This window comes from Bradyrhizobium sp. CCBAU 53421 (assembly GCF_015291625.1).
In the GTDB taxonomy this organism is placed as follows: Bacteria; Pseudomonadota; Alphaproteobacteria; order Rhizobiales; family Xanthobacteraceae; genus Bradyrhizobium.
On the sequence record NZ_CP030047.1, the window covers coordinates 2,736,973 to 2,756,971 of the forward strand.

Genomic DNA, 19,999 nt, shown 5'->3' on the forward strand with positions numbered 1-19,999 from the left:
GAGCTATGCCGGGCATCCCGAACACCGAATGTGTGGAGAAGGCTGTTACGAGCTCTTCTCGCCGCTCATCACGGGGCCGAACCGCTCCCAGCTCTCGCCCTTGAAGCGCATCATCTGCAACTGCTCGATCGGTGCGTAGTCGTCCGGCCCGGTCTTGATCTTGGTGCCGGGCAGATAGATGCCGATCTCGAAGCTGAGGCTGGCCGCCTGCTTCATCAGGTTCTCGCGGGTGAGGTTGTCGCCGCATTGCCGCAGCACCTGCTCCAGCCCCTTGGCGACGCCGTAACCGAACACGGTCGAGGCGTCGTTCTGGTCGCCTTCAGGATACCACTTGGTCATGAAGGCGCGCCAATCGTTCATGGCCGGATCGTTCTTCCACTCGTGATCGGCGGGATCCTTCAAATACTGGGTCGACAGGATGTCCTGGCTTGCTTCAAAGCCGGCCGGCTTCATCACGCCGCCGATCGAGACCGAGACGTTGGTCAGGAACTGGACCGGATGCCAATCGAGCTCGGCGGCCTTCTTGATCGCCTGCGCCGCGAATTTCGGCGTCGCGATGTTGACGAAGATGTCGGGGTTGGCGCCCTTGATCTGCACGATCTGCGAATCCACCGTGGGCGACGAGGTCTCGTAGGAGGATTCGACGACGATCAGTTTCTTGGCCTGATCGCCAAGTCCCTCATGCAGTCCGATCAGATAGTCCTTGCCGAAGTCGTCGTTCTGATAGAGCACGCCGATGGTCTTGCCGGGATATTTCTGCAGGATGTACTTGGCATAGATGCGCGCCTCGACCTGGTAGCTCGGCTGCCAGCCCATGGTCCACGGAAAATTCTTCGGATCATTCCACTTGGCGGCGCCGGTGGAGACGAACAGCTGCGGCACCTTCTTGGCGTTCATGTATTTCTGGATCGCGGTGTTGCCCGGCGTGCCCAGCGGATTGAAGATCAACAGCACCTCGTCGCTCTCGACCAGCTTGCGGGCCTGCTCGACCATCTTCGGCGGCGAGTAGGCGTCATCGTAGGAGATGAAATTGACCTTGCGGCCGTTGATGCCGCCCTCGCTGTTGAGCTTGTTGAAATAGGCCGCTTCGGTCTTGCCGATCGTGGCATAGGCGGATGCCGGGCCTGAATAGGGCATGATGTTGCCGACCTTGATCTCGGTGTCGGTCGCGCCCGGATCGTATTTCTTCTGGGCGTTGGCGGCGCCGGCGGCGGCGATCGTCAAAAGCCCCGCAAGCGCCGCTGATATGACGCAGTTGGCATAGCTCAGGCGTTGGTGGTGCATCCTTGTCCTCCCTGACATGCTGGCCGCGGCTCGTGCAGTCTTGATTTTCGGGCAGCTTGGTGAGCCGTCGGATCGATGCAATTGCGAGTATGCACGATTGCAACGGTGTTGCCAGCGACGGCTTTGCGGTAAAATTTCGCTGAGCGGAACCAGGGTTTCACCGCTGCGCAGCAAGGACTGTCAAATGCGTGCGCCGCAGCCATGCATGATGCCCGAGCTTTGCAGGAGGGCCGCCGTCCAATGAATCCAGCCCAGAAGGCGCTCTGGTACATCGAAGGCCATCTTCACAGGTCGCTGACGCTCGACGACATCGCTGTCGTTGCCGGGGTCTCGCGCTTCCATCTGGTGCGGGCGTTCGCCGAGGCGACCGGGTTCTCGGTGATGCGCTACGTACGGGCCCGGCGGCTGAGCGAGGCCGCGCGCGAGCTCGCGGCCGGTGCGCCCGACATTCTTACCCTCGCGCTGGATGCGGATTACGGCTCCCACGAAGCATTCACCCGCGCGTTCCGCGACCATTTCGGCGTCACGCCCGAAACGGTGCGCGCGACGACGCGCCTGACCAAGCTCAAGCTCCAGGAGCCGATCACCATGATCTCGACCGCTCTCGACCACATCGATCCGCCGCGCATCGCGACCGGCAAGGCATTCCTCGTCGCCGGTGTCGGCGAGCGCTACAACCACGCCAATGACAGCACGGCCGGCATTCCGAACCAGTGGAGTGGCTTCCACCAGCAATGCGCGCACATTCCCCGCCGGGTCGGCGGTGTCGCCTATGGTGTCTGCTGCAATGGCGACGACGCCGGCAATTTCGACTACATCGCAGGTGTCGAGGTCGCTGACTTCTCCGACCTGCCGCGCGAGTTCGCGCGGGTCCGGATTCCGGCGCAGAAATACGTGGTGTTCACCCACGCCGACCACATCTCCACCATCCGCCGCACCGTCAACACGATCTGGAACAGGTGGCTGCCGCAATCCGGCATGAAGGTCGCCGACGCACCGAACTTCGAGCGCTACGACGAGAAGTTCGACAAGAACAGCGGCAACGGCGGGCTGGAGATCTGGGTGCCGGTGGAGGAGTAGCTGCGCGCTCGTACAAATCATGTTGCGAGAATGCGAAGCTGCGCCCCCATTTGTGGTGTCATCGCCCGCTCGACCGGGCGATCCAGTACGCCGCGGCCTCTCGGCTCAAGCACAGCCGTCTCTGGAATACTGGATCACCCGCTTTCGCGCAGGCGGGTGATGACAACGAACAAGGTCGTTCGACCGTTGAACCATATCAGCGCCGTCATCCTGAGGTGCGAGCGGAGCGAGCCTCGAAGGATGCACGGCCACAGCCGGACCGTCGATCCTTCGAGACGCGCGCAAGTGCGCGCTCCTCAGGATGACGGGACCGACAGCCGTGTCTGCGGTGGGTGTGGCGAGCCTAGTGCGACCGTGCCAGACAGAACGCCACGACCTGTTCTAGCGCCGTCTTCATCGGTGACGACGGGAACAGCGCCAGTGCGTCGACCGCCATTGCGCCGTAGTGCTGGGCGCGGCTGATGGTGTCCTCCAGCGCGCGGTGCTTGGTCATCAGGCCGATCGCGTGATCGAGGTCGGCCGATCCGATCTCGCCGCGCTCCAGCGCGCGGATCCAGAACTGGCGCTCGGTGTCGTTGCCGCGGCGGAAGGCGAGCACCACGGGGAGCGTGATCTTGCCCTCGCGGAAATCGTCGCCGACATTCTTGCCGAGCTTTGCGGATTTGCCGCCATAGTCGAGCACGTCGTCGACGAGCTGGAAGGCGATGCCGAGATTCATGCCGACCGAGCGGCAGGCGGTCTGCTCGGCCTTGGGCCGGTTTGCGATCACGGGGCCGACCTCGCAGGCGGCGGCGAACAGCTCGGCGGTCTTGCCGCGGATCACGGCGAGATACTCGTCCTCGGTGGTCGCGGTGTTCTTGGCGGCGGCAAGCTGCATTACCTCGCCCTCGGCGATCGTGGCGGCGGCCGCGGAGAGGATGTCGAGCGCGCGCAGCGAGCCGACCTCGACCATCATGCGGAATGCCTGGCCGAGCAGGAAGTCGCCGACCAGCACGCTGGCCTCGTTGCCCCACAGCATCCGCGCCGACAATTTGCCGCGGCGCAGCTCGCTTTCGTCGACCACGTCGTCGTGCAGCAGGGTCGCGGTGTGCATGAACTCGACCGCGGCGGCGAGCTTGATGTGGCCGTCGCCTGCGTAGTCGGCGAGCTGGGCCATCGCCAGGGTCAGCATCGGGCGCAGCCGCTTGCCGCCGGACGAGATCAAATGATTGGCGACCTCGGGGATCATGGTGACCTCGGAGCCGGTCCGCGAAATGATGGTCGCGTTGACGCGCTCCATGTCGGCGGCGACAAGTCCCACCAGCCCGTCGATCGAAGCATTGGACGGGCTTTCGAAGGGTACAATAACCGCCACGCTGGTCTCCAATTTTGCCGAATTCGCACTATCCTCAGCTATAACAATAGAAACTGCGCGGTGCAGCGGCAAGGCCTCGAAGTTGTTGACATGTGACGCATTCGCTGCACTGCCGGGGCGACAGGAGAGCGTATTTTGCGGGAATTGGTACGGACCAATGACATGGTGCTGGTCTCGGCCGTCGGCGCGCTGCTCGACAGCGCTAACATCCATCATCTGGTGCTGGACCAGAACATGAGCATCATCGAGGGCTCGCTCGGCGTGCTGCCGCGGCGGATCCTGGTGCACGAGGACGACAACCACGAGGCCCGGCAGCTGCTGACCGACGCCGGCCTCGGCCACGAATTGCGGGCCGATGACTAGAGTTTTTTCAAGCGAAGTGGGTCCCGGTTCGCGTGAAGAAAACGCGTCAAAAACGGAGTCTGCGGCCGCCGAGATCACCGAGGACGGATTCCTCGGCGGGCAATTGCGGCTGCGGCAGCCCCGCAGCGGCCACCGCGCCGGCCACGATGCGATCCTGCTGGCCGCGGCGACGCCGGCCCAGACAGGCGACCGGGTCGTCGATCTCGGCGCCGGCGTCGGCGCCGCCGGGCTTGCGGTGGCGCGGCGGGTCGGCGGGATCGATCTGGTGCTGGTCGAAATCGACCCCGCATTGGCCGAGCTTGCCCGGAATAACGCCAGCGCCAACGCGATCATGGCCGACGTGATTGTGCTCGATGTCGAGGCCGGCGCCGCCGCGTTCGATGACGCCGGCCTTGGGCCTGACAGCGCCGACGTCGTGCTGATGAACCCGCCGTTCAACGATGCCACCAGGCACCGCGCCTCGCCGGACGGCGTGCGGCAGCGCGCCCATGTCGCGACCGCGACGACGCTTGCCAGCTGGGTTCACGCGGCGCGGCGGATCCTCAGGTCGAGCGGACAGCTTGCGATGATCTGGCGGGCCGACGGGATTGCCGAGGTGCTGGCTGCGCTGGACCGCGGCTTCGGCAGCCTCGAGATCCTGCCGGTTCACGGCGAGGCGACGTCGCCGGCGATCCGAATCCTGGTGCGGGCCACCAAGGGCGGCCGGGCGCCGACGCGGCTGCATGCCGCACTGTTGCTCAATGAAGAGTCAGGTGTGCCCAATAAATGGGTGCAGGAGATTTTGGCTGGAAAGGGAGAATTGCCGCTTGCGCGGCGCTAGCGAGCAGTTCGCTGCCCGCGTCGTCACTGGCACAAAGTTACTGCGAGGCCGTTTCCGACTGGCGATCCGGCCTGGACGTGAAGTGGATCGCCGTCAGGAGCGTCCCGATCAGCAAAATCAGCAGGTAGATCTTCATGAGTCCCTCTCCGTCGCGAATTGCGTCCCCAATGACAAAATGCAAAACGCGTTCCACGGAATCCAATGACAGTGGCGTGATAAAAAGTGGTTAATTCGAGGTAACGGCATGAGTGAACAAATAAGTGACCGCCAAGGATATTCCGGAGGACGTTCGGGGCTGCTCGATCGCGTGCAGGGAATGCTTCCGGCGCGGTTCAGGCGCGGCATGGCGGTCGTGCCGGTGGTGCGGTTGTCAGGCGTGATCGGCGCGGTGACGCCGCTGCGGCCCGGCATGACGCTCTCGGGCGTCGCCAAGATGCTGGAGCGCGCCTTTGGCACAAGGAATGCCAAGGCCGTGGCGCTGGTGATCAACTCGCCGGGCGGCTCGCCGGTGCAGTCGCGGCAGATCTATCTGCGCATCCGGCAACTGGCCGCCGAGAAGAAGCTTCCGGTGCTGGTGTTCGTCGAGGACGTCGCGGCCTCGGGCGGCTACATGATCGCCTGTGCCGGCGACGAGATCTATTGCGACCCGTCCTCGATCCTGGGTTCGATCGGCGTGGTCGGCGGCAGCTTCGGCCTCGAGGGGTTGATCAAGAAGATCGGGGTCGAGCGGCGGCTCTACACGGCGGGCGCGCACAAGGCGATGCTCGATCCGTTCCTCCCCGAAAACCCCGATGACGTCGCGCGGCTGAAGTCGATCCAGCGCGAGATCCACGCGATCTTCATCGCGCTGGTGAAACAGAGCCGCGGCAGCCGCCTCAAGGGGCCCGACGAGGAGTTGTTCACCGGCGAATACTGGGCGGGCGAGACCGCGATCGGACTCGGCCTCGCCGACGGGATCGGCGACCTGCGCGCGACGCTGCGGGCCCGCTATGGCGAGAAGGTGCTGACCCCGGTGATCGCGCCCGCAAGCGGCATGCTGTCCGGCCTGCTCGGCCGGCGGGCGCCGGGGGCGGGATCGATGGCGGTGCTGGACGGCGTGGCAAGCTTGCCGGACGACCTGATCTCGGCGGTGGAAACCCGGGCGATTTGGGCCAGATTCGGGCTGTGAACACGGGGATTTGAGCGCGCCATTTAGCCCCAAAACCGCGATTGCGGCGCAGGCCGCCTTGGGCGAGAATGGCCGTCATTGGGGGCCTGACAGACGTGAACGACAAGGATCGACCGATGCCGCCGCTGATTGCATTCGCAGGCGTCCTGGGTGGCCTGGCCGTGGTCCGCTGGGCATACAAGACGGCCGTCCGGATCAACCAGGAACTGGAAGAGGCGCGATTGTCCCGCGTGGCCGAGGCCTCGCGTGCGAGCGAAATCAAGACCCTGCGCCGCGACCCCGTGACCGGGGCCTACCGCCCGGGCTAACAGCTTCAGATTCCGCAAGATGGCGGTGCCGGATTTTCCGGCATCGCCTTGATTCCATTGGCTGCCGCCGATACGGTCCCGCGCGTTTTCACACCCCCTCGCGAGATCGATTCCAACGATGGACGCCCTGCCTGACCACATGCGCCCGGAACGTTCGTTCCAGGGCTTGATCCTGGCCCTCCAGCGATTCTGGGCCGAGCAGGGTTGCGTCATCCTGCAGCCCTACGACATGGAGATGGGCGCCGGCACCTTCCATCCCGCCACCACGCTGCGGGCGCTCGGGCCCAAGCCCTGGAACGCGGCCTATGTGCAGCCCTCGCGGCGGCCGAAGGACGGCCGCTACGGCGAAAATCCCAACCGGCTGCAGCACTACTACCAGTTCCAGGTGATCATGAAGCCGTCGCCGCCGAACCTTCAGGAGCTGTACCTGAAGTCGCTGGCCGCGATCGGCATCGATTCCGCCGTCCATGACATCCGCTTCGTCGAGGACGACTGGGAGAGCCCGACCCTCGGCGCCTGGGGGCTGGGCTGGGAATGCTGGTGCGACGGCATGGAAGTCTCGCAGTTCACCTACTTCCAGCAGGTCGCCGGCGTCGAATGCGCGCCGGTCGCGGGCGAGCTCACCTACGGGCTCGAGCGGCTCGCGATGTATGTGCAGGGCGTCGACCGCGTCTACGACCTCAACTTCAATGGCCGCGAGGGCGCCGAGAAAGTCACCTATGGCGACGTCTTCCTGCAGGCCGAGCAGGAATATTCGCGGCACAATTTCGAGTACGCCGACACCGCGATGCTGTTCGAGCAGTTTAGAATGGCGGAAGAGGCCTGCCGCAAATATCTCGCCGCCGGCTGGCGCGAGGGAGGCAATCAAAAGGAACATCTGATGGCCTTGCCGGCCTACGACCAGTGCATCAAGGCGAGCCACGTGTTCAACCTGCTCGACGCCCGCGGCGTCATCTCGGTGACCGAGCGGCAGAGCTATATCGGCCGCGTGCGCGACCTGGCGAAGGCCTGCGGCGAGGCTTGGATCCACACTGAAACGGGCAGGGCGGTCTGATGCCCGATCTTCTCCTCGAACTGTTCTCCGAAGAAATCCCCGCCCGCATGCAGGCCAAGGCGGCGGACGATCTGCGCCGCATGGTGACCGACAAGCTGGTCGCCGAGGGCCTCGTCTATGAAGGTGCCAAGGCGTTCGCGACCCCGCGCCGCCTTGCGCTCACCGTGCACGGCATTCCCGCGCGCCAGCCCGACCTGAAGACCGAACGTCGCGGCCCGAAGATCGGCGCCCCGGATGCGGCGGTGCAGGGTTTTCTGAAAGCGACCGGTCTCAAGTCGCTGGATGAAGCGAAGATCCAGAAGGACGCGAAGGGCGACTTCTACATCGCGCTGATCGAAAAGCCGGGCAGCGCCGCGATCGACGTCATCGCGGAAATGCTGCCGGTGATCATCCGCACCTTCCCCTGGCCGAAATCGATGCGCTGGGGCGCGCGCTCGGCCAAATCAGGCTCGCTCACCTGGGTGCGGCCGCTGCACGCCATCACCGCGACCTTCGGCCTTGAGACCGAGGAGCCGGATATCGTGAAGTTCTCGGTCGACGGCATCGAGGCCGGGCAGATCACCTACGGCCACCGCTTCATGGCACCTGGCGCGATCTCCGTTCGCCGCTTCGAGGATTACGAGGCCAAGCTGAAGGCCGCCAAGGTGATCCTCGATCCGCAGGCCCGCAAGGACATCATCGTCGAGGACGCCAAGGAGCTGGCGTTCGCGCAGGGCCTCGAGCTGGTCGAGGACCAGGTGCTAGTCGACGAGGTTTCCGGCCTCGTCGAATGGCCTGTTGTGATGATGGGATCGTTCGAGAGGGAATTCCTGTCGATCCCGGACGAGGTGATCCGTGCCACCATCCGCAACAACCAGAAGTGCTTCGTGGTCAAAGATCCCAAGACGGGCAAGCTGACCAACAAGTTCGTGCTGACCGCCAACATCGAGGCACCCGACGGCGGCAAGACCATCGTCGCCGGCAATGAGCGCGTGATCCGTCCGCGGCTGTCGGACGCGAAGTTCTTCTACGAGACCGACCTCAAGACCAAGCTGGAAGACCGGCTGCCGAAGTTCGAGCAGATCGTGTTCCACGAGAAGCTCGGCACGCAAGCGGAGCGCATCAAGCGCATCGAGCGGCTCGCCGCCGAGATCGCGCCGCTGGTCGGCGCCGATGTCGAGAAGACCAGGCGTGCCGCGCGCCTCGCGAAGGCGGATTTGCTGACCGAAGTGGTTGGCGAATTCCCCGAGTTGCAGGGCCTGATGGGCAAGTACTACGCGCTGGCGCAGGGCGAGGATGCCTCCGTCGCTGCTGCAAGCGAGGAGCACTGGAAGCCGCAGGGGCCGACCGATCGCGTGCCGACCGATCCGGTCAGCGTCGCGGTGGCGTTGGCGGACAAGCTGGATACGCTGGCGGGGTTCTGGGCGATCGACGAGAAGCCGACCGGCTCGAAGGACCCATACGCGCTGCGTCGCGCGGCACTGGGCGCGATCAGGCTGATCGTCGAGAACACGTTGCGCCTGCCGATCCTGAAGGCGGCCAAATCCGCGCTGCTCGGGCTGTCCGTCAAGGCTGATGCAGAGACACTGCCGAACGACCTGCTTGCCTTCTTCGCCGACCGCCTGAAGGTCCAGCTCCGCGACCAGGGCGCGCGGCACGATCTCGTCGATGCCGTGTTCTCGCTCGGCGGCCAGGACGATCTGCTGCTGGTCGTCCGCCGCGTCGAGGCGCTCGGCAAATTCCTCGACAGCGACGATGGCAAGAACCTGCTCGCTGGCACCAAGCGCGCCAGCAACATCCTCGCCATCGAGGAGAAAAAGGACAAGCGGACCTTCGACGGCGCGCCCGACCCTGCACTCTACAAGCTTGACGAAGAGAAGACATTGGCTGCGGCGATCGATCAGGTGAAGGCCGAGGCCTCCGCCGCGGTCGCCAAGGAAGACTTCGCCGGCGCGATGAGCGCGATGGCCAAGCTGCGCCCGGCGGTCGATGCGTTCTTCGACAAGGTCAAGGTCAACGACGATGACCCGAAGGTGCGCGAGAATCGCCTGAAACTGCTCAACGAGATCCGCGCCGCGACGCGGGCGGTGGCCGATTTCTCCAGGATCGAGGGCTGACCGATGGACCGCGCAACGCTCGCCGCTTACGACAAGGAGGCGGCGGCGTTTGCGCAGGACTGGCACGACCAGCCGGCACCTCGCGATCTGCAGGAGATCGTCGGGCAATTCTTCATCAAGGGCGGTGCGACCGCCGATATCGGCTGCGGCAGCGGGCGCGAGGTGGCCTGGCTCAATGCCAACGGCTTCCCGGCCGAAGGTTTTGATGCCTCCGAGGGCCTGCTCGCGGAAGCTCGCACCCGCTACCCTGCGCTGCGCTTCATCCGCGCCGAACTTCCCGAGCTGTCCGGCATCGCGGCCGACAGCTTCGACAATGTGCTGTGCGAGACCGTGATCATGCATCTCGATCCCGCGCTGATCGCCCCGTCGGTGCGCCGCATGTTCGAACTCGTGAAGCCCGGCGGCATCTTCTATCTGAGCTGGCGCGTGACCACCGGCGACGATGCGCGCGATACGCATGGCCGGCTCTACGCGGCGTTCGATACCGCGCTGGTACGGGCCGAACTGGCGGCGGCCGAGTTGCTGCTTGACGCGGAAGTCGTCAGCGCCTCGTCCGGCAAGGTCATCCACCGCATCGTGGCGCGGAAGCACGGCTGACCCGAGTTCCTGGAAATATTTGGACACAATTTGCAATTTGTTAACCATGCCCTGCAAAGGTCCTGGCGGGTCAACGATTTCTTAAGAAATCGCCCTTTGCGCCAATGCAGGGACCTCCCCGATGACCTCGATCGGCACCTCACCCAACCCCTACGGCCAATATGGTTCGGCCTATGCGCGGGCAGCGGCGACGCCCTCCCTGGCGGCGACCCTGTCGGGCGACGGCAGCGCCGGCGATCTGTCGGCCTCTGCGACACCGGGCGCTGCGACCAACCTGACGCTGTCGGACGGCGCCCGCGCGCAGCTCGCCAAGGCGCCGCTGCCGGATTTCGCGACCGTCACCAACGATGCGCGCGTCACGCTCGACCGGCTCTACACGGTCGCTGGCGTGAAGAAGCCGATCGTCGACGGCAAGACCACGATCGATCTCTCGACACTGGATCGCCGCTCGCTGTTTGCGATCTCGACCAACAATGGCGGCAAGTTCACGCCGGACGAGCAGGCGGTCGCAGCCACCGAACTGAAGCAGCGTTTCGACAAGGCGCTCGCGCCGTCACTTGCGACCACCCGCCTGACCGGCGACTACAGCGTCAGCTACAAGGCGGCGCTCGACTATCTCGACGGCGCCAGCGACGAGGAGAAGGCAACCGCGACCTGGGCCAGCCAGCGCGCCGCGGTGCTGAAAGGCTATCAGGCGACGCAGCAGGATCCGAACAAGGCACCGATGGGAATTTCAGGCGACCCGGTTGCAGCCGCGCTGGCGGGAACAACCACTCCTGCGACAGGGACCACACGTGACTTCAGCAGCGTAGCGAGTGACGTGCGCGCCTTCCTCGATCGGCAGAAGAGCGAGGCGGCGAAGAGTGGCAAGGAACTGGTCTTCGATGCCAGGCGCAAGACCGGACAGCTCGCCGAACTGTCCTCGCTCGACAACCGCTCGCTGTCGGCGATCTCGCTGAACCAGGACAAGAAGTTCTCAGGCGAGGAGAGTTTCGCGGCAAAGCAGGAACTCAACACGCGGACGCGTTTGGCCGTGCTCGACGCGCTGAAGCAAAGCCAGTCCGCCGGCGATCCGCGCCAGTTCAGCCTCGGCATCCTCAAGCAATATTCGTCGATGAGCGCGGAGGAACGTCAGGCCGCCAACTGGACGCAGGATTTCCAGGACGCTGCGATCAAGAGCTACAAGTCGACCTCGACATTGCTCTCGATCCTCAAGTCGTAAGCCGCGCGACAAATCCCGCGACACAACAGAAGAGCCCCGCCCGGAGGGGAGGCCGGGCGGGGCTTTCTGGTCCGGTCGATCCTCGCGCACATCCGCTTGCGCGGCGCCCGGACTGTACGTTCAGGCCATCGCGCTGACGTTTGCTCTAGTCGACCACCTGAACGATCCGCCGCGAACGCGGCTCGACCAGAACGGTCTCACCATTCACGACGGTGTAGCGATACGGTGTTGCGCCGAACCGTTGCGGCACGTCGTAAGTGGTCACGCCGGCGTCCGGCAGTATGGTGCCGACCACGACGCGATCCGGAACGGTGTAGTTCGGCACGCGCTCGCGCACGATGTATTCGCGGAATGCCGGGCGCTGCTCGACGGCAATGCCCTCGTCATCCTCGACTGCAACCGGCGGGCCACCGTGGACCACGCCAACGGTCTGGGCCTGTGCGGCAACAGCCGGCACCGTGATCGCAGCAGCAACCGCTGCAACGGCAAGTATTCTGTTTCGCATGGCTCGCTCCATTCTTTTCACGCGCGCGCCGGCCTTCGCCGATGCGCACGGCGAGCCAATGCATCGGATGCGGTGATGTTCCGGAAAATCCGCCGCCACATACGCGGCAATTTGGAGCAATTTTCGTGAGTTGCGGGAACTCTCGGGCCGCGCAGGCGTCTTGATGTGGGAACCTCCTCAGCGGATAAACTGCCGCTCGATTCGCTCCTCCAAAAAACTGCCGGAGAAAACTTCAATGACCATCACCGCTGGGCATCTGCCTGCCATCGTGGCTCTGGTTGCAGGCGTCCTGATCCTGATCATGCCGCGGCTGCTCAACTACATCGTCGCGATCTACCTGATCTTCGTCGGGCTCGTGGGAATGGGTCTGCTGCGCTGGCTGCACCTGTAGCGGGAAAGCGGGGTTTCGCGGCTTGCGCGGAACCCCCCAAAATGGTGTAAGGCGCGCATCTTCGACCCCTCTTTTCGGATTGTTGTCTGACATGGCCAAAGCCGTCGCGAAGTCCAAGAAAACTGCCGAGAAAACTGCAGCGAAATCAAAGTCCTCGGCACCGGCCCGGAAGGCCGCTCCGGCGCGCAAGGCGCTGAAGAAGAGCGTCCCGAAGGCGGCGCCGAAACCCGCCGCCAAATCGGCGGCAAAGCCGGCCAGCAAGGTGCCGGCGAAGGCCGTCACCGCTGCGAAAAAGGCGGCTCCGCCCGCGATCAAGGCCGGCAAGTGGGTCTATACGTTCGGCGACGGCAAGGCCGAGGGCCAGGCGACCCTGCGCAATCTGCTCGGCGGCAAGGGCGCCAACCTCGCGGAAATGGCCAATCTCGGCCTGCCGGTGCCCCCCGGCTTCACCATCCCGACCTCGGTCTGCACCTATTTCTACGACCACGACAAGACGTATCCGAAGGAATTGAAAGCACAGGTTGAGAAGGCGCTCGACTATGTCGGCAAGCTGACCGGCAAGAGCTTCGGCGACGCCAAGAACCCGCTGCTGGTCTCGGTCCGCTCGGGCGCGCGCGCCTCGATGCCGGGCATGATGGACACCGTGCTCAATCTCGGCCTCAACGACCGCACCGTCGAAGCGCTCGCCGAGCTCTCCGGCGACCGCCGCTTCGCCTATGACAGCTATCGCCGCTTCATCACGATGTATTCGGACGTGGTGCTCGGCTTCGAGCATCATCATTTCGAGGACATCCTCGACACCTTCAAGGACGGCCAGGGCTACTCGCTCGATACCGATCTCACCGGCGACGACTGGGTCGAGCTGGTCGGCAAGTACAAGGAGGCGGTCGCCAAGGAGACCGGCCACGAGTTCCCGCAGGATCCGCACGACCAGCTGTGGGGCGCGATCGGTGCCGTGTTCTCGTCCTGGATGAACGCGCGCGCGGTGACCTATCGCAAGCTGCACGACATCCCGGAATCCTGGGGCACCGCCGTCAACGTGCAGGCGATGGTGTTCGGCAACATGGGCGAGACCTCGGCGACCGGCGTTGCGTTCACGCGCAATCCCTCGACCGGCGAGAGCAAGCTGTACGGCGAGTTCCTGATCAACGCGCAGGGCGAGGACGTCGTCGCCGGCATCCGCACGCCGCAGGACATCACCGAAGAGGCGCGGCTGGAGTCCGGCTCCGACAAGCTGTCGATGGAGGCCGCGATGCCGGCCGCGTTCAAGGAGCTGACGCGGATCTACACGCTGCTCGAGAAGCACTACCGCGACATGCAGGACATGGAGTTCACGGTCGAGCAGGGCAAGCTGTGGATGCTGCAGACCCGTGGCGGCAAGCGGACCGCGAAGGCGGCGCTGCGCATCGCGGTCGAGCTCGCCAATGAGGGCCTGATCTCGCGCAAGGACGCGGTGACGCGGATCGATCCGGCTTCGCTGGACCAGCTGCTGCACCCGACCATCGATCCCGCCGCCAAGCGCGACGTGATCGCGACCGGCTTGCCGGCATCGCCCGGCGCGGCGTCGGGCGAGATCGTGTTCTCGTCGGACGAGGCGGCCAAGCTGCAGGCCGACGGACGCAAGGTGATCCTGGTCCGCATCGAGACCAGCCCGGAAGACATCCACGGCATGCACGCCGCCGAAGGCATCCTGACCACCCGCGGCGGCATGACGTCGCATGCGGCGGTGGTCGCGCGCGGCATGGGCAAGCCCTGCGTTTCCGGCTGCGGCACCATTCGTGTCGACTACGGCCGCGGCACCATGAGCGTGGGCTCGCGCACCTTCAAGACCGGCGACGTCATCACCATCGACGGCTCGGTCGGGCAGGTGCTGGCCGGCCGCATGCCGATGATCGAGCCGGAACTGTCCGGCGAGTTCGGCACGCTGATGGGCTGGGCCGACGAGGTCCGCAAGCTCGGCGTCCGCGTCAACGGCGACACACCCGATGACGCGCGCACCGCGGTGAAGTTCGGCGCCGAGGGCATCGGCCTCTGCCGCACCGAGCACATGTTCTTCGAGGAGACCCGCATCCGCACCGTGCGCGAGATGATCCTCTCCGAGGACGAGCAGTCGCGCCGCGCCGCGCTGTCGAAGCTGCTGCCGATGCAGCGCGCCGACTTCGTCGAGCTGTTCGAGATCATGAAGGGCCTGCCGGTCACGATCCGTTTGCTCGATCCGCCGCTGCACGAGTTCCTGCCGCATACCCAGGCCGAGATCGAGGAAGTGGCGCGCGCCATGAACACCGATCCGCGCAAGCTCGCCGACCGCGCCCGCGAACTGTCCGAGTTCAACCCGATGCTCGGCTTCCGCGGCTGCCGTCTCGCGATCGCCTATCCCGAGATCGCCGAGATGCAGGCGCGCGCGATCTTCGAGGCGGCGGTCGAAGCCGGCAAGCGCACCGGCAAGCCGGTCGGACTCGAGGTGATGGTGCCGCTGATCGCGACCAAGGCCGAGTTCGATCTGGTCAAGGCGCGGATCGATGCGACCGCCAATGCGGTGATGAAGGAAACCGGCGTCAAGCTGACCTACCAGGTCGGCACCATGATCGAGCTGCCGCGCGCCTGCCTGATGGCCGGCGAGGTGGCGCAGACTGCGGAGTTCTTCTCCTTCGGCACCAACGACCTGACGCAGACCACCTACGGCATCAGCCGCGACGACGCCGCGAGCTTCCTCGGCACCTATGTCGCCAAGGGCATCCTCGAGATCGATCCGTTCATTTCGGTCGATCGCGACGGTGTTGGCGAGCTCGTTAGGATCGGCGTGACGCGCGGCCGCAAGACGCGGCCGAGCCTCAAGGTCGGCATCTGCGGCGAGCATGGCGGCGATCCCGCATCGGTCGCGTTCTGCCACGAGGTCGGGCTCGACTACGTCTCGTGCTCGCCCTATCGCGTGCCGATCGCCCGTCTCGCCGCAGCGCAGGCCGCGCTCGGCAAGGAGATCGCCAGCCAGGCGTAAGCGATCAGTTAGTTTGGATATGACAATGGCCGGGACCTCGTCCCGGCCATTGTGTTTGTCGAGACAGTCGCCAATGCACTGTCATTGCGAGCGAAGCGAAGCAATCCATCTCACCGGCGCACGCGGGTCGATGGATTGCTTCGTCGCTGTCGCTCCTCGCAATGACGATGGGGTGGCTAGCGTGCCTGCAACACTTTGTTCACCATCCTCGTTGACCCGTTGTTTACGACTTTCATGCGCCGCGCATTTACCAAGGCGCGCGATGCAACGCCTGTCTCATGCGCGATCGCTTGAGTGTAGCGCGCGGGCAACGCCGATTAACTCCGCGGCAACCTAAACAAGTTAGCAACGGGAAAGGTCGAATTGCGCGGATGGACCGCGTTCGATTGCACTCAGTAAGCGTTGCGTGAGCGTACGATGTTTGTGTCGCGTAACCAGCCGAAGGGCGCACGTCTCGCGCTCTTCGGTCTCGGTCTTGGCATCTTCGCCTTGATGCCGACCGAGCTCGGATATCAGGATATTGCCTCGCTCCTGGCCCGGCAGCCCGGCGTCGCCGAGCGCTGGCAGAAGCGCGTCTTCGCCTCCGCGTTCGGCTCCATCCAGGTCGCCACCTACAGCTTCGGCCGTCCGATCGGCACCTCCGCGCCGCAGGATCCGCAGATCCTGCTCGCAAGGCTGGACAGTCCGAGTGTCGACATCACCGGCACGGTGACGCGCAATCCGATCACGGCACCGCCGCCGCGCTACCAGGCATCCGATTTTCCAAAGGTCGATCGCACCCTGAAGGGCGATCGTCTCGTTGTCGGTCGGCCTGGCCAGGCCGATCCTGCGCAGCCCCTGAACCCGGCGCCGGCGAACGAGGATCCCGCGACGTCGAATGCGTCGGTCAAGGGCATGAAGACCGCGACTGCGCCCGCCGACAACGCCCCGCTCGATCCCGAATTGCAGGAGGCGCTGCGTGCGCCGCCGCTGCCGCAATATGCCAAGCCGTCGCCGCAGCAATACGACGTGTCGATGTCGCTCGAGGCCAACCCGCTCGACGATCTGAAACCTGTGCCCGCCAAGCCTGTGCCTGCCAAGCCTGCCGCTCTGCCGCCTGTCGATGCGGCGCACGAGCGTGACCCGTTTGCATTCAAGACCGCCAGCCTGTTCTTCGGCTCCTCGCTCGGCACGCCCGAGAACCTCGAGCGCTGGCAGCCCGGCGAGGCGCCGGTCGTCGTGGCGCCCGTGGTGCAGCCCGATCCCGATATGAAGGTGATGGCGTCGCTGCCGGTCGATGCCGACGGTCCGGTCAAGGCCGGCGAGATGGGCGAGAGCATCGCGCCGAAGGGCGAGGTCAACGCCGACGATCAGCACACCAAGACGCCGGCCGAGCGGCTCGGCCTGTTCGACGAGAAATCGCGCGCCAAGTCGGAGAAGTGCCTCGCCGAGGCGGTCTATTTCGAAGCGCGCGGCGAAGCCGTGCGCGGCCAGATCGCAGTCGCCCAGGTGGTGCTGAACCGCGCCTTCTCCGGCAAATATCCGGAGACGGTGTGCGGCGTGGTCTACCAGAACAAGAACCGCCACTACGCCTGTCAGTTCACCTTCGCCTGCGACAACATCCCCGACGTCGTCCGCGAGCCCGACATGTGGGATCGCGCCAAAAAGATCTCGAAGGCGATCCTCGACGGCAAATTGTGGCTGCCCGAAGTCGATCGCTCGACCCACTACCACGCCTATTGGGTGCGGCCGTCCTGGGTCAGTGAAATGAAGAAGACGTACAAGTTCGGCGTCCACACCTTCTATCGCCCGCGCGCCTGGGGCGACGGCAGCGACGCGCCGAGCTGGGGCAGCGCAGCCGAGACCGCCAAGATCTCGGCGCAGCTTGCCGAAGCCGCCCAGAGCTCGGCCGAGCAGGCCAGCGCCAAGCGGTAGGTGTGCCAGCCTAACCTCCCCTTGAAAAGGGGAGGTTGCTTTGCTCGTCAGAGCAAAGCGGGTGGGTTCTCGTCTCACCGCGAGCAGCGATGCGTGTGGCCGACCCCCATCCCGACCTTCCCCCTTTCAGGGGGAAGGAGAAGACGACGTTCCCAGCCATTCGGACTGAGCCGCCGCGACATTCGGGCAATGCTTCGCCGCGCCGTGACCTCGCGACGTCATTCCAGGAAGGGCCGCAGGGCCAGGACCCGGAATGACAGTCGCATAATCTGCAGGGCTGCCTTGCGGGCGAATATTTTTCTCCGCCGCCTCTTGGGCTTTCCATGCAGATGCATTAACTCCCGGTAACGTTTCGCGGGGCGGTTCCCCCGCCAGTCGCGGGGGAAGACAACATGGCTGTTACCACCGGGGATCTTCGACCGGCGTCCGGCACCTGGCGCACGCCGCTCGTCATCATCGTCTGCGGCTGCGCCATTGCGCTCTTGAGTTTCGGCCCGCGCTCCAGCCTCGGCTTCTTCGTACAGCCGATGGGCCGCGAATTCGCTTGGGGCCGCGACGTGTTCGGCCTCGCCATCGCGCTGCAGAATCTGTTGTGGGGGCTCGGCCAGCCGATCGCAGGGGCCATCGCCGATCGCTTCGGCCTGCTGCGCGTCATGATCGTCGGCGCGCTGCTCTATGCCGCCGGCCTGCTGCTGATGCGCTATTCGACCACCTCATTGTCGCTCGACATCAGCGCCGGCGTGCTGATCGGCTTCGGCCTGTCGGGCTCGTCGTTCAACCTGGTGCTGGCGGCCTTCAGCAAGCTGTTGCCGCCCGAGAAGCGCGGCATTGCGCTCGGCGCCGGCACCGCCGCCGGTTCGTTCGGCCAGTTCCTGTTCGCGCCGTTCGGCGTCGCAATGATCGACAATTTCGGCTGGCAGACCGCGCTCGTGGTGTTCAGCGCGCTGATGCTGCTGATCCTGCCGCTCTCGCTCGCGCTTGCGACGCCACCGGCCGAGACCGCCAAGGTGCCGGCCGCCGACCAGCAGTCGTTCAAGACTGCGCTGGCCGAAGCCTTCGGCCATCGCTCCTATGTGTTGCTGGTGCTGGGTTTCTTCACCTGCGGCTTCCAGCTTGCCTTCATCACCATCCACCTGCCGGCCTATCTGGCCGACCGCGGCATTCCGGCGACCACCGGCGGCTGGGTGGTCGCGGCGATCGGCCTGTTCAACATCGTGGGCTCGCTCAGCGTCGGCTGGCTGCAGAACTTCGTTCCGAAGCGCTATCTGCTCTCGGTGATCTACTTTTCGCGCGCGCTGGCGACGGTCGCCTTCATCTCGTTCCCGGTGACGCCGTTCTCGGCGATCGCATTCGGCGCGGCCTCGGGGCTGCTGTGGCTGTCGAGCGTGCCCCCGACCTCAGCGCTGGTGGCGCTGATGTTCGGCACCCGCTGGTTCTCCACCCTGTATGGCTTCGCCTTCGTCAGCCATCAGGTGGGCGGCTTCCTCGGGGTCTGGCTCGGCGGCGTCGTGTTCGAGCAGTATGGCTCCTACACGCCGATCTGGTGGCTGTCGGTGCTGTTCGGCGTGCTGTCGGCGCTGATCAACCTGCCGATCGTCGAAAAGCCCGTCGTGCGCCCGGTTGCGCAGCCTGCCTGATGGGTTAAACACTCCCCCGAAACCAGAATTACGGGGAGTGCTCATCGTGGCAACGTTCAAGGCAATCAGGATCGACAAGGCGGACAAGGGTACCACCGCCGCACTGACCCAATTCGACGACACGGAATTGATGGATGGCGACGTTACCGTCCGCGTCGAATGGTCGACGCTGAACTACAAGGACGGCCTGGCGCTGACCGGCAAGGCGCCGGTGGTGCGCCGCTTCCCGATGATCGCCGGCATCGATTTCGCCGGCACCGTCGAGCAATCCAGCCATCCCGACTGGAAGGCGGGCGACAAGGTCGTCTGCAACGGCTGGGGCATGGGCGAGACCCATCTCGGCGCCTATGCCGAAAAGGCCCGCGTCAAGGGCGACTGGCTGGTACGGCTGCCGGACGGCATTTCGGCCCGCGACGCGATGGCCGTGGGGACTGCCGGCTATACCGCGATGCTCTCGGTGCTGGCGCTGGAGAAGCATGGTCTGACGCCGAAGAGCGGCCCGGTGGTGGTCACCGGCGCCGCCGGCGGGGTCGGCTCGGTCGCGATCGCGGTGCTGTCGAAGCTCGGCTACCACGTCATCGCCTCGACCGGGCGGATGTCGGAGGCCGACTATCTCAAGGGGCTCGGCGCCGCCGAGGTGATCGACCGCGCCGAGCTGTCGGGCGCCCCGAAGCCGCTTGCGAAGGAGCGCTGGGCCGGCGGCGTCGACAGCGTCGGGTCGACCACGCTCGCCAATCTGCTCTCGATGACCAGATACGGCGGCGCCATCGCGGCCTGCGGCCTGGCGGCCGGCATGGACCTGCCGTCGTCGGTCGCGCCTTTCATTTTGCGGGGTGTGTGCCTTCTCGGCATCGATTCCGTGATGTGCCCGATCGAGCTCCGCAGGACCGCCTGGCGTCGCCTTGCCAGCGATCTGGACAAGGCAAAACTGGCTGATATCACTCATGAAATCGCCCTGGACGAGGTCATGAGTTACGGCGCGAAAATCCTTGGCGGCGAGGTCCGTGGCCGGATCGTGGTAAAAATAGTCTGAGGACGTTCAGACTTTACCAACCAAGCTGCTCCAATGTTGCCACTGTTGGTATGGTAAGCAGCGGGTAAAGAGACTTGCGGCATGATCCCGGGGGGCCGGGTTTCCTCGCGCAGACGTTCGAGTAACGTGCGTGCGGGGGTCATGCTCAACAAGGAGCGGGTGCCCGCGCTCGTAAGTG

17 protein-coding genes are annotated in these 19,999 nt (G+C 65.1%); 14 read left to right on the plus strand and 3 right to left on the minus strand.

All coding sequences use genetic code 11. The features are described 5' to 3' along the window. Positions 1-45: 45 nt before the first annotated feature. A complete protein-coding gene (locus XH92_RS12860) occupies positions 46-1,284 on the minus strand; it encodes an ABC transporter substrate-binding protein (protein ID WP_194459539.1) in 1,239 nt (412 codons plus the stop codon). Positions 1,285-1,524: 240 nt separating this feature from the next. Here XH92_RS12860 and XH92_RS12865 point away from each other — a divergent pair, with 240 nt between their 5' ends. Then, on the plus strand, positions 1,525-2,364 hold the full coding sequence (locus tag XH92_RS12865; RefSeq protein ID WP_194459540.1) for an AraC family transcriptional regulator: 840 nt from the start codon (positions 1,525-1,527) through the stop codon (positions 2,362-2,364). A 343-nt stretch (positions 2,365-2,707) separates the two neighbouring features. Here the strand turns inward: XH92_RS12865 and XH92_RS12870 are convergent, their stop codons facing one another. Then, positions 2,708-3,718, minus strand: a complete 1,011-nt coding sequence (locus tag XH92_RS12870; protein WP_194459541.1) for a polyprenyl synthetase family protein — start codon at positions 3,716-3,718, stop codon at positions 2,708-2,710. A 135-nt stretch (positions 3,719-3,853) separates the two neighbouring features. Here XH92_RS12870 and XH92_RS12875 point away from each other — a divergent pair, with 135 nt between their 5' ends. The 8 genes from XH92_RS12875 to XH92_RS12910 all read left to right on the plus strand — a co-directional run bounded on the left by XH92_RS12875 (position 3,854) and on the right by XH92_RS12910 (position 11,346). Then, positions 3,854-4,081: a DUF2007 domain-containing protein gene (locus XH92_RS12875; RefSeq protein ID WP_095735930.1), complete on the plus strand. Its 228-nt coding sequence runs from the start codon at positions 3,854-3,856 to the stop codon at positions 4,079-4,081. After that, positions 4,074-4,901, plus strand: coding sequence for a tRNA1(Val) (adenine(37)-N6)-methyltransferase (locus XH92_RS12880; protein WP_246788387.1), 828 nt, complete (start codon positions 4,074-4,076; stop codon positions 4,899-4,901). The genes XH92_RS12875 and XH92_RS12880 overlap by 8 nt, the downstream gene beginning before the upstream one ends. A gap of 244 nt (positions 4,902-5,145) precedes the next feature. Further along, positions 5,146-6,069: a S49 family peptidase gene (locus XH92_RS12885; RefSeq protein WP_194459542.1), complete on the plus strand. Its 924-nt coding sequence runs from the start codon at positions 5,146-5,148 to the stop codon at positions 6,067-6,069. Between the two features lie 116 nt (positions 6,070-6,185). Further along, on the plus strand, positions 6,186-6,377 hold the full coding sequence (locus XH92_RS12890; protein WP_021080015.1) for a hypothetical protein: 192 nt from the start codon (positions 6,186-6,188) through the stop codon (positions 6,375-6,377). A 118-nt stretch (positions 6,378-6,495) separates the two neighbouring features. Beyond that, a complete protein-coding gene (locus XH92_RS12895) occupies positions 6,496-7,431 on the plus strand; it encodes a glycine--tRNA ligase subunit alpha (RefSeq protein ID WP_194459543.1) in 936 nt (311 codons plus the stop codon). Then, entirely contained in the window at positions 7,431-9,527 is a 2,097-nt protein-coding gene (glyS, locus tag XH92_RS12900) for a glycine--tRNA ligase subunit beta (RefSeq protein ID WP_194459544.1), read from the plus strand. The genes XH92_RS12895 and glyS overlap by 1 nt, the downstream gene beginning before the upstream one ends. A 3-nt stretch (positions 9,528-9,530) precedes the next feature. Continuing rightward, on the plus strand, positions 9,531-10,124 hold the full coding sequence (locus tag XH92_RS12905; protein WP_194459545.1) for a bifunctional 2-polyprenyl-6-hydroxyphenol methylase/3-demethylubiquinol 3-O-methyltransferase UbiG: 594 nt from the start codon (positions 9,531-9,533) through the stop codon (positions 10,122-10,124). 121 nt (positions 10,125-10,245) lie between these two features. After that, entirely contained in the window at positions 10,246-11,346 is a 1,101-nt protein-coding gene (locus tag XH92_RS12910; protein ID WP_194459546.1) for a hypothetical protein, read from the plus strand. A gap of 145 nt (positions 11,347-11,491) precedes the next feature. Here the strand turns inward: XH92_RS12910 and XH92_RS12915 are convergent, their stop codons facing one another. After that, a complete protein-coding gene (locus XH92_RS12915; RefSeq protein WP_194459547.1) occupies positions 11,492-11,851 on the minus strand; it encodes a DUF1236 domain-containing protein in 360 nt (119 codons plus the stop codon). Between the two features lie 235 nt (positions 11,852-12,086). On the opposite strand from XH92_RS12915, the gene XH92_RS12920 reads away from it, so the two are divergent. The 5 genes from XH92_RS12920 to XH92_RS12940 all read left to right on the plus strand — a co-directional run bounded on the left by XH92_RS12920 (position 12,087) and on the right by XH92_RS12940 (position 19,821). Beyond that, positions 12,087-12,242, plus strand: coding sequence for a DUF3096 domain-containing protein (locus XH92_RS12920; RefSeq protein ID WP_076865695.1), 156 nt, complete (start codon positions 12,087-12,089; stop codon positions 12,240-12,242). 91 nt (positions 12,243-12,333) lie between these two features. Beyond that, complete coding sequence (ppdK, locus tag XH92_RS12925) at positions 12,334-15,237, plus strand: pyruvate, phosphate dikinase (RefSeq protein ID WP_194459548.1); 2,904 nt, start codon at positions 12,334-12,336, stop codon at positions 15,235-15,237. Positions 15,238-15,654: 417 nt separating this feature from the next. After that, on the plus strand, positions 15,655-17,151 hold the full coding sequence (locus XH92_RS12930; RefSeq protein ID WP_194459549.1) for a cell wall hydrolase: 1,497 nt from the start codon (positions 15,655-15,657) through the stop codon (positions 17,149-17,151). Positions 17,152-17,543: 392 nt separating this feature from the next. After that, positions 17,544-18,788: an MFS transporter gene (locus tag XH92_RS12935; protein WP_194459550.1), complete on the plus strand. Its 1,245-nt coding sequence runs from the start codon at positions 17,544-17,546 to the stop codon at positions 18,786-18,788. Positions 18,789-18,834: 46 nt separating this feature from the next. Then, on the plus strand, positions 18,835-19,821 hold the full coding sequence (locus tag XH92_RS12940) for an MDR family oxidoreductase (protein ID WP_194459551.1): 987 nt from the start codon (positions 18,835-18,837) through the stop codon (positions 19,819-19,821). Positions 19,822-19,999: the final 178 nt, after the last annotated feature.

Coding starts and splice junctions, on each gene's coding strand:
- XH92_RS12860 (WP_194459539.1), bottom strand. CDS start 1,284: ATGCACCACCAACGCCTGAGCTATGCCAACTGCGTCATATCAGCGGCG.
- XH92_RS12865 (WP_194459540.1), top strand. CDS start 1,525: ATGAATCCAGCCCAGAAGGCGCTCTGGTACATCGAAGGCCATCTTCAC.
- XH92_RS12880 (WP_246788387.1), top strand. CDS start 4,074: ATGACTAGAGTTTTTTCAAGCGAAGTGGGTCCCGGTTCGCGTGAAGAA.
- XH92_RS12885 (WP_194459542.1), top strand. CDS start 5,146: ATGAGTGAACAAATAAGTGACCGCCAAGGATATTCCGGAGGACGTTCG.
- XH92_RS12890 (WP_021080015.1), top strand. CDS start 6,186: ATGCCGCCGCTGATTGCATTCGCAGGCGTCCTGGGTGGCCTGGCCGTG.
- XH92_RS12895 (WP_194459543.1), top strand. CDS start 6,496: ATGGACGCCCTGCCTGACCACATGCGCCCGGAACGTTCGTTCCAGGGC.
- glyS (WP_194459544.1), top strand. CDS start 7,431: ATGCCCGATCTTCTCCTCGAACTGTTCTCCGAAGAAATCCCCGCCCGC.
- XH92_RS12905 (WP_194459545.1), top strand. CDS start 9,531: ATGGACCGCGCAACGCTCGCCGCTTACGACAAGGAGGCGGCGGCGTTT.
- XH92_RS12910 (WP_194459546.1), top strand. CDS start 10,246: ATGACCTCGATCGGCACCTCACCCAACCCCTACGGCCAATATGGTTCG.
- XH92_RS12915 (WP_194459547.1), bottom strand. CDS start 11,851: ATGCGAAACAGAATACTTGCCGTTGCAGCGGTTGCTGCTGCGATCACG.
- XH92_RS12920 (WP_076865695.1), top strand. CDS start 12,087: ATGACCATCACCGCTGGGCATCTGCCTGCCATCGTGGCTCTGGTTGCA.
- ppdK (WP_194459548.1), top strand. CDS start 12,334: ATGGCCAAAGCCGTCGCGAAGTCCAAGAAAACTGCCGAGAAAACTGCA.
- XH92_RS12930 (WP_194459549.1), top strand. CDS start 15,655: ATGTTTGTGTCGCGTAACCAGCCGAAGGGCGCACGTCTCGCGCTCTTC.
- XH92_RS12935 (WP_194459550.1), top strand. CDS start 17,544: ATGGCTGTTACCACCGGGGATCTTCGACCGGCGTCCGGCACCTGGCGC.